This is a genomic window from Tianxiuia mixotrophica, assembly GCF_050596425.1.
Lineage (GTDB): Bacteria > Bacillota > Clostridia > Peptostreptococcales > Acidaminobacteraceae.
On the sequence record NZ_CP192292.1, the window covers coordinates 2,955,985 to 2,969,277 of the forward strand.

Sequence of the window (13,293 nt, forward strand, 5' to 3'; positions counted from 1 at the left end):
TCTATTATCGGCAAGTTGGATGCTAACCGATAAACATAAGGCCAAGTGCGATGATGACACCGCTGTATAGAAGATCAACAAGACAGAAACCCATTATGTCTCTTGCGCCTAAGTTTGCAATACCCAGTGCAGGCAGTGCCCAGAACGGTTGAATCATATTCGTCCAGGCGTCACCCCATGCGATTGCCATGCCTGTTTTAGCTGCAGATACCCCAAGTTCTGCACCCGCAGGCATCATAATAGGCGCTTGTACTGCCCATTGACCTCCGCCAGAAGGAACAAAGAAATTTACAATACCCGCACTCAGGAATGTGAATAACGGATATGTTGTCTGATTGGAAATGCTTACAAAACCTTCAGATATAAGTCCTGCCAGTGACAAGCCTGTGTCTGGGTTTTGTCCTACCATCATCCCCATGATACCAGCATAAAATGGGAGCTGTAGTATAATACCCGACGTGCCCTTGCCTGCCGCTGAAATGGCATCAAGGAAACGTCTTGGTGTTTTATGAAGTAGTATACCCACAAATAAGAACGTGAAATTCACGATGTTCAAGTTGAGTTCAAAACCATTGTTTGCAAAGTAATATAGTATATATATAAGACCCATGGCTCCAATAAGCATTGAAAGCACTGGGCTATTTTCCATTTTATCTGCAAAGGAATCGCCATGTTCGATAACGCCATGTCCATCTTCATCGTCTTGAAGCAGTTTGCTGTCAATTTCGATAACCTCATCTGGCGATGGATGCATAGCCCTGTTAACGAATGGCATAGTCACAAGGATAAAACCGAAAATAATTAAGTTAAATGGTGAAAAGATTGTTGCTGATGTACTAATTGGATCCACAATGGCTCCATTTGTTGCTTTTGCCAGCCCTTCCCCAGCTGTTGCCAGCTTTAGCGGCACTGAACCAGATAGTCCTGAATGCCAAACAATAAAGCCTGAATACGCCGAAGCAATAAGCAGTCTATAGTCTACACCCTTGACTTCTCTAGCCAGCTGTCTCGCGTAAAGTGCACCAATGACCAGACCAAATCCCCAGTTGATCCAGCACGCTACAGTCGATACAAACGTTACAGCCATAATTGCTTGTAGTGGCGTCTTGCAAAGTTTTGCAAGTGACTTTAACCCTCTTTTGATGATAGGTGTGCTTGCTAGCGTATGACCTGTTACAAGCACTAGCGCCATTTGCATGGAAAACGCAAGCAGATTCCAAAATCCGCCACTCCAGTGAAGTACCATATCCATTGGACTTTGTGCTGTTGCTGCCATACCGCCAACCAGTACGATTAGCGTTAGTATAACGGCAAAAAGAAATGGATCTGGTAGATAGTTTTGGACTATGCGCACACAGCCCTTGGAAATTTTCTTAAACATTTTGACCTCCCTTTAACCCTTGACTCAAGCTGACAATACGTCGAGGATCTCTTGATGTAAGTCTCTAATGGAAGGTGAGTATAAATCTCTTTACTGCATCTTCACCAATTCATCAGAGATGATCAGTGTGGCCTCAGTTGCATCTTGAATCTGCTCAACTGTATACTCTGGATTGTATTCTGTTAGAAGCAATCCTTTATCTGTAACTTCCATAACGCCCATTTCAGTGATAATTTTACTCACTTTACCTGCAGCGGTTAATGGTAGTGTACATTCTTTTAATATTTTTGGTGTGCCCTTTGCTGTGTGAACCATTGATACAATAACCTTCTTAGCGCCACCAACAAGGTCCATTGCGCCGCCCATACCAGGTACAAGCTTGCCAGGGATCATCCAGTTGGCTAAATTTCCTTGTTCATCTACTTGGAGTGCTCCCAGTACAGTCGCATCTAGGTGACCACCACGAATGATGGTAAAAGACATCGCGCTATCAAAGTAAGTGCCACCAGGCACCATTGTGACAGGCATGCCCCCTGCATTAACCAAATCTTTATCTTCTTCACCTTCTTTTGGTGCAGGCCCAATGCCTACAAATCCATTTTCTGAATGAAGAATAAGTTCTATATCTTCTGGAATATAGTTTGCCACTAGGGTTGGAAGACCAATGCCCAAGTTAACAACATCACCATCTTTAAATTCTTTAGCAACACGGCGTGCAATTATTTCTTTTGGATTCATCTTTATGCCTCCCCTACAACATAGTTAACAAATAGACCCGGTGTCATGATCAGGTGTGGATCAAGTTCACCCGCTTTAACAATTTTTTCTGCTTGAACAATAACCGTTTCAGCAGCTGTTGCCATTAATGGATTAAAATTTCGTGTAGCCTGGTTGTAAAAAACATTGCCTTTTTCATCTACAATCGACCCATGTAGGAGGGCCACATCCGCCTTTATAGCTGTTTCAAGAAGGAATGTCTTTCCGTTCACTTCTATTTTTTCTTTTCCTTCTTCCACAGGTGTTCCCAGTCCAATCGGTGTTAAGACACCACCAAGACCGGCTCCGCCAGCACGAACACGTTCTGCAAGCGTGCCCTGTGGCACCAGAACAACTTCCAGCTCGCCAGCATTCATTTGGCGTCCTGTTTCTTTATTTGTTCCAATATGAGATGTTATAACCTTTTTAACTTGTTTGTTTGCAACAAGTTTTCCCAGACCCTTGTCAACAAAACTTGTGTCATTACAAATGATCGTAAGATCTTTCACGTCTTTTTCAATAAGAGCATCAATCATGCCTTCTGGTGTTCCACACCCCAAAAATCCACCGATCATAATTGTCATACCATCTTGAACTTTTGAGACTGCTTCATTTAGCGTAATTCTCTTTTTCATAATTAAACCTCCGTCCATTCATCGACAACTGTCCATTTCATATTCTGGGCTTGCCGTGTCTGATATTCATATAACGCAATACTTATGCCAACTTTTTATGATCACTTTACAAACCTTGCAAATCCACAATAGTATATAAATCTGATCTAGGATACCTCTGGACAAACATAGACAACAAGGGGATACAGTGTATCCAAACCGATACACTTCTCGTGTTTTTTAATGTTTAAAGAAAAAGTGTATCCATTAAGATACACACGATCGAATTGTTAATATATTTACTTGCATCCGTGTATCCATATAGATACACGTTTTCTGTCTTCCTAAAAAACATTGTTCAAAAAGGCTTTTTTAATATCACTAAACTATAAATAATTACAATTTGTTCTTATTTTCTGAATTTTGTTTGTCTAATTTTGTCGAAATGATATAATTATCGAGTAAAATGATGCATGACACATTCAAAATGTCATTATTTGTAACTCGAGGTGTATATGTATATTATAAAAAACAACGCCATTCGAATCCTTTGTTCTCTATTAATCATAGGCTCTTCTTTAAACATACTGACAAATGGCTCGAATTTATTCTCTTTCTCAACACTAAACAGCCTTATAACAATAGGCATTGTCTGTACTTTTGTCTATTTTGATCATAAGGAAAAGGCTAAGTTTAATGACATTTTTATGATTGATCCATTAACCAAACTCCCTAATAAATATGGTCTTGAAAACTATTTCATTAATCATATTAAGGGCAATAGCAAGCCTTATGGATTAATAACCCTAGATATTGATGACTTTAAGATGATCAATGATCGATATGGTCATAAAACGGGTGACAGCATTCTTATCAATCTGTCTAAGAGCATTAAAACCACAAGTGGTTCAGACGCCTTCATTTGCAGATCCTATGGAGATGAATTCTCTGTGCTCTTTCCATGTAAAAATGAAGAAGATGCCATCGAATTTGCTGAGCGACTTTTTAACAGAATTAAGTCCTTTTTAAATGATAATTCCGTTATAACGCTGTCAAACCTCAGCATGGGAATCTCTCTTTACCCTGAACATGCAGCCAATTTTCAAGACTTATATAAATTTGCAGACCATGCTCTATTCTATAGAAAACACGAAGCTGGAAAGAATGGTTACACAGTCTATTCTAACGAAATCTTCCATGTTGCACATGAAGAAGAAGAGCTTGCCCAGGCCTTTAATGAGGCAATGGACAAAAATCAAATTTTATTGAACTTCCAACCTCAAATCCATTCAGAATCCATGAAGGTGGTTGGAGCAGAAGTTCTTACGCGGTGGAATCATCCAGAAAAGGGACAAATATACCCCGACCGGTTTATCCCAATTGCTGAAAAGAACAATTTAATGCGCAAGCTTGATTTTTATGTTTTTAGACAAGCATGCAAACAGCTCAAGGCTTGGGAAAAGGAATCCTTCTATCCCATTACCCTTTCTGTAAATATGTCCACATCTACAATATGCGACCGAGATGTGGCTCTTATATTAGACCGAATCATAAAGGAAGAAAATGTTGACCCAAGGTATTTAATTGTTGAAATGACTGAAGAACTTGGTCTTACAGATTTTAGACTTACAAATGACATCCTCCATGAAATCAGTGCTCTTGGTATAAAAATTGCCCTTGATGACTTTGGCAAAGGCTACTCCTCCCTTATATACTTGGAGAAGATTCCAATTAATGTCCTTAAAATTGATAAGGAGTTTATCACTGATATTGATACAAATCGAAATGCTCGCATGGTCTATAAAACAATAAGTGATTTGGCCAGCAAGCTGGATCTCAAAGTGGTTTCTGAAGGCATTGAGACAGAAAACCAGCTCAATACCCTTATGGATATATCCCACTCTGTTATGCAGGGCTATCATTTTAGTCGCCCTCTAACTCTGGAAAATTTCAGTGCATATATGGACGAACTGAGCCGTTCACAAAGCCATATAAAATCGGCCTAAAGATTAAAATTTGACGTCATAATGACATTATATTTCATAAGAAAAGCCAGTGGATCCCTATCCACTGGCTTTATATCTTCTGCTTGCTTATTTTTTGGCCTGATTTCCTTGAATAAGAACTATTTGCTCTTATTAATAAACAAAGTTACCATTTTCAAATACTGTCACTTTAGATCCATCATCTTTGATTCCCACAATGCTTAAGTCAGATGTTCCAACCATAAAGTCAACATGTGTTAAAGAATCATTTGCACCGGCTTCTTTAAGGGCTTCTTGATCCATATCTTCTCCACCCTCAACACATATTGGATAGGCTTTTCCTAGTGCAAAGTGACAAGAGGCATTTTCGTCAAAAAGAGTGTTAAAGAACAGAATCTTTTGATTGGAAATTGGCGAGTCATAAGGGACAAGTGCCACTTCTCCAAGTCGCTTGGCACCTTCGTCTGTATCAAGCAGCTCTTTTAACGTTTCATAGCCTTTTTCAGCATCAAAGTCCACAACAAGTCCATCTTTGAATGTTAGGGAGAACTTATCCACGATATTTCCATTGTGATTTAATGGCATTGAGCTTACGATTTTTCCGTTCACCCCATCTTTATGCGGTAGAGTAAAGACTTCTTCTGTAGGCATATTGGCTACAAACTGCGTTCCATCTGCGGATTCTTCTCCACCACCAAACCAAACATGCTTCTCTGGAAGATCAACAAGAACATCTGTACCAATGCTGTTTTTATAATGGAGGGCCTTAAATTTGTTCTCTGTCAAAAAGGCAATACGTTCGTTAAGGTTATTTTGGTGTGCTTTCCAAGCAGCAACAGGATCTTCCTCATCGACGCGTACAGCTTTGAAAATTGCATCCCATAATTTTTGAACCGCTTCCTCTTCAGAAACATCTGGAAACACTTTTCTTGCCCAAGCATTTGTAGGAATAGAAGCCACGCACCAAACATTTTTATTTGACATGAGTCTTGATCTGTATCCTTCAAGAGCTTGACTTAAAGTTTTATTTTCTTTAGCGATGATCTTTGGATCAACATCTTTCATCACTTCAGGATCAGATGCAGCAATTCTCAAGAAGGCCGCTCCTTTTTTTGCATACCCTTCAAGATATGGAACCAGCCACTCAGGCACTTCTTCAAATACTTCTTCAGAGGCTCTATTGTAACGAATTTTACTGGAGAGTTCATCCAGCCATCTGACAATAACCTCTTTAGCCCCTGCATCATAGGCTTTTTCAGTTACAATACGTGCAAACTCAGCACATTCGATTGGTGATGTCACCACAAGAAGCTGATTTTTTTGAATGTTTATACCTGTTCGTACAAGTAAATCAGCGTATTTTTCCAATTTTACTCTTTCCATTTATATCCCCCTTGTCCAGTTCAATAAGCACATTTAGGGCTTGCTTATATTGCATTAAGTCTTACCAAATGGTTGTAGAACTGATCTTTAATCCATTTAAACCAATTATGATATGTATGCATTAAATTATACATATCATTCAATAATTTTTATAGTGATATTGCTAATTATTTTTGAACTTTACAAAATATTAAGATTTTAAGAAGATAAGACATCAAACGTTTGATTTTATATTCATTTTTATGTATAATTATGTATCTTGATTTTTAAACGCTGATTTCTTAAAAGGAGGTGCCCTATGCACGCTTTAAAGCTTCAAAACCAATACTATATTTCCAGCAATCCAGATGACATAGATCTTGGTGCCGTTTGTCGGCTTCTTTGGAATGTGCACTGGGCAGCAGGAAGACCTAAGCACATTATTGAAAAGTCAATACAGAATTCCCGTTGCTTTGGCGTTTTCAAAGGCTACGAGCAAATTGGCTTTGCTAGAGTTGTCACAGATTATGCAACTTATGCATATATAAGCGACGTTGTCATTTGTGGTCATTACCGAGGCCAGTCACTTGGTCACTGGCTTATAAAACACATACTCACCCACCACGAATTCATTCACGTTGACCAGTGGAGACTCAAGACAACTTATGCACATACCTTTTATAAGAAGTTTGGCTTTAAACCGCTTAAACACCCTGACAAATTTCTTGAAATACTGAAGTAAAAGTGAAAGCCCCACGTCCCATATAAGTTATGAGGTCATGGGGCTTTGATTATTCACATATATCGGTCGTGATCATTGATCGTGAACTGAAAAGCTTTAGCCACTTGGATACCTATTCTGGTAAGTTTCTTTCCGTCCCAAACCAAACCCGATCAAAGTTATCCTCTACATATCTTGAGAGGGTATAAATTAAATCAGACAATCTGTTCACATATATTAACACCTGCTCATTTATTTCTTCAGAATGAATCAGTGTTACAATGTGACGCTCAGCACGACGACAAATGGTCCGAGCAAGGTGAAGATATGCACTTTCCTTATTGTCTCCTGGAATAATAAAATAATCTGGCGTCTCAAAAAACTGCAAGTAGTGGTCTATGGTGTCTTCTAAAAACTTCACATCATCCTCTTCAATACGTGTTATGAGTATGCTTGTGTCTTCAGTTGCCAATTCAGCGCCCACATCAAAGAGCTTCCTTTGTATACCATGAATCAAATCTTGGACCTTATGATCATCAATATAATGCTTGGCAATACCAAGAGCCGAATTGAGCTCATCAATGGTTCCATAGGCCTCAACACGAATATTGTCTTTATACACATTGGTTGTGTCATAAAGACTTGTCTTGCCTTTATCTCCAGTACGAGTGTAAACAATCATATCTTCAGGTTTTCTATTATCAGTCATTGTATCACTCCTTATATCTGTCTTTACCTTTATCGGTAATCATCAAGTATTACAGGGACTTGTCTTACCACTGTAATTTCTTCGAGTGTAACATCACAAGCATACGCTAGCACGTCAACTCCTTCTTTTGATACCTCAAGAAGCGTCTGCGAAAACATCGGATCCAAATTCCAATTGGGTTTCATAGCTTTTGCACCATTAAATTGAAGCACAAAAACCACAGCCGCACGGTGACCTTGACGAACCACTTTGGCCAACTCTTTTAAATGTTTAACCCCCCGAGTCGTTGGGGCTCCTGGGAAATGTCCCTCTCCACTTATTTCGAGTGTAACACCTTTTACTTCTATATAAACCGTCTTCCCCTCATTATCTAGTAGACGAAAGTCAAATCTGGAATTTCCGAAAGTTTTTTCTCGCTCAATTTTTTGAGCGTCTTCCACACCCTTAATCACATTATTATTAAGAGCTTCTTCAACAAGATCGTTGGGAAGCTGAGAATCAATTGAAAACCACTCACCCATTTTTTCCATCATTCTCAATGAATATTTGGTTTTTCTCTTTTCATCATCATGAAAACTTAGGCCTACCCGAGTGCCTGGAATCGTCAGTTCAGACAAGCGACTTGTATTAGGCACATGGGCCATAACTTCCACTTCATCTACTTTGACTTTAGCAAGGAAACGATTTGGTCTTTCTACAAACTCACCGATGAGTATTGGATCTTTTAATTTCATAGTACACCCTTTCAGTGTTTATTGACATTGTACCACATTGATGCTAGAATAAACTTGTAATCATTACACTATTATTATACTTCTAAATTGAACTTTGTCACCACCATTTTTTAAAACTTTCTCCATAATGCGTTTATGGTGATTGATGACACGGCCATAACCTATGGGAAAGGAGGTTATTATGGAACGTAAAAACATTGATATTCCTAAATATCTCACCGAGAGAGGTATCAAGGCCTCTTATCAAAGAATAAGAATTTTAAAGTACTTCCAAGAACACTTAACCCATCCTACTGTTAATGACATTTACTTGGAACTGGTACCTGAAATTCCGACGCTTTCTAAGACAACCGTGTATAACACACTTAATCTTTTCGTCGATAAAAACATACTCGATGTTATCCTCATCGAAGAGAATGAAGCCCGATACGACTGGGCTATGCAAACACATGGACACTTTAAATGTGTTGAATGTGGAAATGTCTTTGACCTTAATATCCAACTAAACCCTGAATCTATTCCAGATTTAGATGGTTATGAAATCAAGGAACAGCATGTTTATATCAAGGGTGTTTGTACAAAATGTCAAAAATCTGATCATATCAATTAGCAGATATACAGAATCATAAAGTCATAAGTCAAGAGCTATTCATAGCTCTTTTTTTTATTTCTATTCACAATTTATTATGCTGACCCCAATGCTCACCTTGATGACGCTCGTAAATTTTGCATTGATCATAACTTAAAGTGTCATTTTCTCTTTCTTTGTTTTGAATATATAGTCCCAAAACGATGAGCCAATGCCATAGTTCTTATTGTAGTGAACGTGATGTATTTTATGGTGTTCCTTAATTTTCTTAAATACTTCTTTTTTTTCTATAGAAGAATTCAATGGAGAATGATACCAAAAATGTGCGATTTCAACCCATAAAGTATATGCAATCGCAGTTATTGTAAAAGCACTGCCAAATGGGCGTGATACGAAATACGAAAGAACTGACAGTGGCAGGTACATCAAAATGTTTGTTATAATATACGCTGGACTAGATGCAATATCACTCCATGCCGATCCAGGTTTTGAAAAACGACTATCGCCGTAGTAGTTCTTATGGTGCAGTGTGATGTGGTGCATATTGTCATTCCTATGCAGGTATTCTTTATGAAGCATATATTCTATTAAAGACGATGCCATAAAGCCTAATACCATGCCAATTATTTGTCCGAGCATTTAAATCTCCTTAACACCCTATTAAACAAGGGATTATTGTATTTCGTAGATATTTTGGGATTGGATCTAGACATAGGTCAAATCATTTAAACGACTTTCTCAAATACTTTTTAAAACGTATGGTTATGAAGAATACCTACCCAGTTTTTGGGTACTTTCATACTATATGTTAACACTTTTATAAGGAGATGTCTTATGACAAAAAAATAGATAGCCGTGGTCATTTAAAACCAATTCTTGGGGGCGTTTTTCTCCTTCTTTGCATAATCCTTATTTTATGGATGAAACAATCTGGATTTTTAACCTTTGAAACTCTGGTACAAAACAAAGACATACTCAAAAATTTTGTTATGGACCATTACACCACCGCTGTGGTTATTTTTATATTTGCATATTTTATTGCCACAACCTTTTCCCTGCCAACCGGTCTTGTTTTATCTCTGGCAGGCGGCTTTCTATTTGGAGCTGTGCCGGGAACTGTTTATATTAACATTGGCGCAACAACAGGTGCCACAGCCTTATTTATTGGGAGTCGATACTTTTTTGGTGACTATTTTCAAAGCAAGTATAAGGCAAACATCAAAAGTTTAAACGAGGAGCTTGAGAAAAACGGAAAGAGTTATTTGCTTACACTAAGACTTATTCCTATTTTTCCATTTTTTTTAGTCAATCTTATGTCAGGACTAAGTACCATAGCATTAACGACCTTTGTGTGGACAACTGCTATTGGCATCATTCCCGGTTCATTTGTCTATGCCTATGCCGGGAGCCAACTGAGTAGCATTCAAACCACTGAAGATATAGTATCACCTTCCATACTACTGGCTCTTGTAATGCTGGGAATTTTATCCCTCATTCCGACAGTTTACGGTAAGGTGCAACAACGGAAAGGAGAATCATAATGAAAAAAATAGCAATCATCACAGCACTCATCCTTATACTCATTCTGAGTGGTTGTACAGAGGCCGTGAAAGAGAACAGCGAAAGCGAATCCAATTGGAATGAAATGACTTGGGAGGAACATCTTCAAGCTTCAAAGGGCACAAGTGTCAATCTCCATATGTGGGGTGGCAGTGATCTTGTAAACAATTATATCGATCAGTTTGTGGCTCCGCGACTTGAAGAAAAATATGCCATTCGTCTAAATCGGGTTCCCATCACAGATGCTCGTGACATGATCAATAAGTTGATTACAGAAAAAGACGTTGATAAGACTGACGGGTCTATTGATCTCATGTGGATCAATGGGGAGAACTTTGCACTGTCTAAAGAGAACAATCTCCTCCTAGGTTCTTATGCCGATCTTATTCCTAATTATTCGGCCCTTATTGATACAAGCGCAAAAGACAATTTGTATGATTTTGGTCTTGCAACAGATGGTATGGAAGTGCCTTGGGGGAAATCTCAATTTGTATTTGTTTATGACTCAGCAAAAATTGAAACACCGCCCGCTTCCATGACAGAGCTCCTAGAGTTCGCAAAGAATAACCCAGGTAAATTTACATATCCTGCACCGCCAGACTTCACAGGCAGTGCATTTGTAAGAAACGCAATGATTGAAATGCAAGAAAATGGCGATCGATTCCTTGAAAACTTGTCAAATGAAGAGCTTGACCAACTTGCACAGCCAGGACTGGACATTTTGAGCCAGATGAAACCTTACCTTTGGCGAGAAGGTATGACGTACCCAGAAAACAGTGGAAAGCTTGACCAGCTTTACAGGGCAGGTGAAGTTTGGATGACGATGTCTTACAATCCGGTTCATGCCCAAAGCATGATAGATTCTGGACAATTTCCAGAGACATCGAAGACCTTTGTTTTAGACAATGGTACACTGTCTAACACCCACTATCTAGCGGTTCCTTTTAATACAACGAATGCCTCTGGAGCCTTCGTTGTGATAAATGAAATGATTTCTTTCGAAGCACAGCTCGAAAAGTTTAAGCCATCGGTGTGGGGGGACGGTCTTGCAATTTCAGTGAATAAATTGTCTGATTCAGAAAAAGATATGGTCAACTCTGTAGACAGAGGGCAATCAACGCTTTCACCTGAAGTTTTAGGCAATCACAAAATTCCAGAAATGTCTGCTTCCTATGTAGAAGTATTAGAGGATCTTTGGTATGAGAGCATTGCTAAATAGGATTCCAAAACCATTAAAACTACTTTTACCTTGCATGCTAACCCTTTATGCCTTAATTGGTTTGGGTGTTTTCTCTGCCCTATTTGACACGGTTAAGCATCTTGATGATTCAATCAGTATTTTCAGCTCAAGTGATTTTTACAAATCACTTGGGCTTTCTCTGCGTTTAGCCACAGCCTCAACCCTATCGGCCTGTATGCTTGGTCTGGTTATAATTTTTTGTTTGTTTATGCTTTCTATTAAAGAGACAAAACCAATATCCGGCCTAATCAATAGAGCCTTTCAAGCCCCCATGCTGGTGCCTTACATCGTAGCAGGCTACTTGGTCTTTTTAACCTTTGGTCAAAGCGGACTCATCAGTCGAATTTTATATCATGCAGGTGTTATAGACAGCATATCAAGCTTTCCGGTTCTAACCAATGACCTAGGAGGACTTGGCATTGTAATAGCATTCGTTTGGAAAACAACACCCTTTGTAATTCTCATGCTTTATCCGGCAATGCTTTCACTTGATGTTAAATATCTTGAAATGGCTCAAATGTTTGGTCTTGGGCCTGTAAGATACTATTTCCATGTTATTATTCCCCATATGATGTCTACAATTGTTTTTTCTGGTTTCATAGTCTTTGCATATACCTTGACGTCATTTGAAATCCCCTATATGCTAGGTGCAACCTATCCTAAAACCCTTTCCGTCTCGGCTTATCAACTATACACTGGTGGGTCCTTAAACGAAAGATATGAAGCACTTACCATGAGTCTTATATTGTTCATTATATCCATTGTGCTTGGATATTTTGCCTTTAAACAGTCTACCGCACACCAAAATCACCTCAAGGGAGGCCAATCAGAATGAAAGGAAAAAGCTTCATAAGATTTATTCTGCTGGTGGTCTTAGCCCTATGGCTTCTTCCTATACTCACAATGGTTTTAACCAGTTTTTCGACCCGCTGGGCATACCCAGACCTTTTGCCCAAAGCCATAAACACAGAGTCATGGCACTACGTTTTCTTTGAGAATATGGATACTTACAAAAGCCTCAGCTTAACTATTTGTATCGCCCTGTGTACAATATTCATAAACATTGTCATTGGCATTCCTGCAGCGGATGCCCTGGGACGCTATAATTTCAAGGGGAAAACTCTGGCTGAAATTCTTATTTCCCTGCCTATTGTCCTCCCGCCTATTGCTATCATGCTGGGACTGCACCGTACATTTTTAAGACTTGGACTTACAGAATCCATACTGGGTGTCATACTGGCCAATGTCATTCCCACCCTGCCCTATATGGTTCGGTCACTTAGTATAGGTTTTGAATCCATGGGCTTTAAGATTGAAGAACAGGCACAGATGCTTGGCGCTAATAAGTATCAAAGATTATTTTATATTATTTTCCCCGCCCTCATTCCTTCATTGGTGGCTGGATCGAGTCTATGTATTCTAATATCGGCCAGTCAGTATGTATCGGTTTTGATTATTGGCGGTGGTCTGATAAAAACAGTCCCAATCATCATGTTTCCATTTTTAAGTGGCGGCAACCAAGCCATCGGATCAGCATATGGTTTTCTATTTTCGACAATGGCCCTGGCCCTTCTTCTGATAATGGACATAGTGGTTCGGGGTGTCTACAAACATATGAACTATAATGGATTGAGGAAATAAC

The 13,293-nt window shown here is 39.0% G+C and carries 14 protein-coding genes; 7 read left to right on the top strand and 7 right to left on the bottom strand.

The window, feature by feature from the left end:
* Window positions 1–22: 22 nt before the first annotated feature.
* The 3 genes from ACQ4KW_RS12965 to ACQ4KW_RS12975 form a co-directional block, all read right to left on the bottom strand.
* A complete protein-coding gene (locus ACQ4KW_RS12965) occupies window positions 23–1,381 on the bottom strand; it encodes a short-chain fatty acid transporter (RefSeq protein ID WP_430882905.1) in 1,359 nt (452 codons plus the stop codon).
* Between the two features lie 90 nt (window positions 1,382–1,471).
* Window positions 1,472–2,119, bottom strand: coding sequence for a 3-oxoacid CoA-transferase subunit B (locus ACQ4KW_RS12970; protein ID WP_430882906.1), 648 nt, complete (start codon window positions 2,117–2,119; stop codon window positions 1,472–1,474).
* Between the two features lie 2 nt (window positions 2,120–2,121).
* Entirely contained in the window at window positions 2,122–2,772 is a 651-nt protein-coding gene (locus ACQ4KW_RS12975) for a CoA transferase subunit A (protein WP_430882907.1), read from the bottom strand.
* Window positions 2,773–3,266: 494 nt separating this feature from the next.
* On the opposite strand from ACQ4KW_RS12975, the gene ACQ4KW_RS12980 reads away from it, so the two are divergent.
* Window positions 3,267–4,757, top strand: coding sequence for a putative bifunctional diguanylate cyclase/phosphodiesterase (locus ACQ4KW_RS12980; protein ID WP_430882908.1), 1,491 nt, complete (start codon window positions 3,267–3,269; stop codon window positions 4,755–4,757).
* A 132-nt stretch (window positions 4,758–4,889) separates the two neighbouring features.
* On the opposite strand, the gene ACQ4KW_RS12985 is transcribed toward ACQ4KW_RS12980, so the two are convergent.
* Window positions 4,890–6,119: an aminopeptidase gene (locus ACQ4KW_RS12985; protein ID WP_430882909.1), complete on the bottom strand. Its 1,230-nt coding sequence runs from the start codon at window positions 6,117–6,119 to the stop codon at window positions 4,890–4,892.
* A gap of 298 nt (window positions 6,120–6,417) precedes the next feature.
* On the opposite strand from ACQ4KW_RS12985, the gene ACQ4KW_RS12990 reads away from it, so the two are divergent.
* Window positions 6,418–6,840: a GNAT family N-acetyltransferase gene (locus ACQ4KW_RS12990; RefSeq protein ID WP_430882910.1), complete on the top strand. Its 423-nt coding sequence runs from the start codon at window positions 6,418–6,420 to the stop codon at window positions 6,838–6,840.
* 112 nt (window positions 6,841–6,952) lie between these two features.
* Here ACQ4KW_RS12990 and ACQ4KW_RS12995 read toward each other — a convergent pair whose 3' ends face one another.
* Together ACQ4KW_RS12995 and sfsA are read right to left on the bottom strand one after the other, a co-directional pair.
* Window positions 6,953–7,528, bottom strand: coding sequence for a cob(I)yrinic acid a,c-diamide adenosyltransferase (locus ACQ4KW_RS12995; protein ID WP_430882911.1), 576 nt, complete (start codon window positions 7,526–7,528; stop codon window positions 6,953–6,955).
* 29 nt (window positions 7,529–7,557) lie between these two features.
* On the bottom strand, window positions 7,558–8,262 hold the full coding sequence (sfsA, locus tag ACQ4KW_RS13000; protein WP_430882912.1) for a DNA/RNA nuclease SfsA: 705 nt from the start codon (window positions 8,260–8,262) through the stop codon (window positions 7,558–7,560).
* A 181-nt stretch (window positions 8,263–8,443) separates the two neighbouring features.
* On the opposite strand from sfsA, the gene ACQ4KW_RS13005 reads away from it, so the two are divergent.
* Window positions 8,444–8,872 (top strand): Fur family transcriptional regulator, encoded by a 429-nt coding sequence (locus tag ACQ4KW_RS13005; protein WP_430882913.1) that lies wholly within the window; start codon window positions 8,444–8,446, stop codon window positions 8,870–8,872.
* A 132-nt stretch (window positions 8,873–9,004) separates the two neighbouring features.
* Here ACQ4KW_RS13005 and ACQ4KW_RS13010 read toward each other — a convergent pair whose 3' ends face one another.
* Window positions 9,005–9,490: a sterol desaturase family protein gene (locus tag ACQ4KW_RS13010; RefSeq protein ID WP_430882914.1), complete on the bottom strand. Its 486-nt coding sequence runs from the start codon at window positions 9,488–9,490 to the stop codon at window positions 9,005–9,007.
* Between the two features lie 188 nt (window positions 9,491–9,678).
* Here ACQ4KW_RS13010 and ACQ4KW_RS13015 point away from each other — a divergent pair, with 188 nt between their 5' ends.
* The 4 genes from ACQ4KW_RS13015 to ACQ4KW_RS13030 are packed head-to-tail and all read left to right on the top strand — an operon-like array spanning window position 9,679 to window position 13,292.
* Window positions 9,679–10,392, top strand: coding sequence for a TVP38/TMEM64 family protein (locus ACQ4KW_RS13015; protein ID WP_430882915.1), 714 nt, complete (start codon window positions 9,679–9,681; stop codon window positions 10,390–10,392).
* Window positions 10,392–11,630, top strand: a complete 1,239-nt coding sequence (locus ACQ4KW_RS13020) for an ABC transporter substrate-binding protein (protein ID WP_430882916.1) — start codon at window positions 10,392–10,394, stop codon at window positions 11,628–11,630. Before ACQ4KW_RS13015 ends, ACQ4KW_RS13020 begins: the two co-directional genes overlap by 1 nt.
* Window positions 11,611–12,486 carry an ABC transporter permease subunit gene (locus tag ACQ4KW_RS13025; RefSeq protein WP_430882917.1) on the top strand — a complete coding sequence of 292 codons (876 nt, stop codon included), beginning with the start codon at window positions 11,611–11,613 and terminating at the stop codon, window positions 12,484–12,486. The genes ACQ4KW_RS13020 and ACQ4KW_RS13025 overlap by 20 nt, the downstream gene beginning before the upstream one ends.
* Window positions 12,483–13,292: an ABC transporter permease gene (locus tag ACQ4KW_RS13030; protein ID WP_430882918.1), complete on the top strand. Its 810-nt coding sequence runs from the start codon at window positions 12,483–12,485 to the stop codon at window positions 13,290–13,292. Before ACQ4KW_RS13025 ends, ACQ4KW_RS13030 begins: the two co-directional genes overlap by 4 nt.
* The last annotated feature ends 1 nt before the right edge of the window (window position 13,293 follow it).

Bases quoted from the DNA above. Each gene is read 5' to 3' on its own strand.
- ACQ4KW_RS12985 (WP_430882909.1), bottom strand. From the start codon at position 6,119: ATGGAAAGAGTAAAATTGGAAAAATACGCTGATTTACTTGTACGAACA.
- ACQ4KW_RS13005 (WP_430882913.1), top strand. From the start codon at position 8,444: ATGGAACGTAAAAACATTGATATTCCTAAATATCTCACCGAGAGAGGT.
- ACQ4KW_RS12970 (WP_430882906.1), bottom strand. From the start codon at position 2,119: ATGAATCCAAAAGAAATAATTGCACGCCGTGTTGCTAAAGAATTTAAA.
- ACQ4KW_RS12995 (WP_430882911.1), bottom strand. From the start codon at position 7,528: ATGACTGATAATAGAAAACCTGAAGATATGATTGTTTACACTCGTACT.
- ACQ4KW_RS12990 (WP_430882910.1), top strand. From the start codon at position 6,418: ATGCACGCTTTAAAGCTTCAAAACCAATACTATATTTCCAGCAATCCA.
- ACQ4KW_RS13010 (WP_430882914.1), bottom strand. From the start codon at position 9,490: ATGCTCGGACAAATAATTGGCATGGTATTAGGCTTTATGGCATCGTCT.
- ACQ4KW_RS12980 (WP_430882908.1), top strand. From the start codon at position 3,267: ATGTATATTATAAAAAACAACGCCATTCGAATCCTTTGTTCTCTATTA.
- sfsA (WP_430882912.1), bottom strand. From the start codon at position 8,262: ATGAAATTAAAAGATCCAATACTCATCGGTGAGTTTGTAGAAAGACCA.
- ACQ4KW_RS13025 (WP_430882917.1), top strand. From the start codon at position 11,611: ATGAGAGCATTGCTAAATAGGATTCCAAAACCATTAAAACTACTTTTA.
- ACQ4KW_RS13015 (WP_430882915.1), top strand. From the start codon at position 9,679: ATGTCTTATGACAAAAAAATAGATAGCCGTGGTCATTTAAAACCAATT.
- ACQ4KW_RS12975 (WP_430882907.1), bottom strand. From the start codon at position 2,772: ATGAAAAAGAGAATTACGCTAAATGAAGCAGTCTCAAAAGTTCAAGAT.
- ACQ4KW_RS12965 (WP_430882905.1), bottom strand. From the start codon at position 1,381: ATGTTTAAGAAAATTTCCAAGGGCTGTGTGCGCATAGTCCAAAACTAT.
- ACQ4KW_RS13030 (WP_430882918.1), top strand. From the start codon at position 12,483: ATGAAAGGAAAAAGCTTCATAAGATTTATTCTGCTGGTGGTCTTAGCC.
- ACQ4KW_RS13020 (WP_430882916.1), top strand. From the start codon at position 10,392: ATGAAAAAAATAGCAATCATCACAGCACTCATCCTTATACTCATTCTG.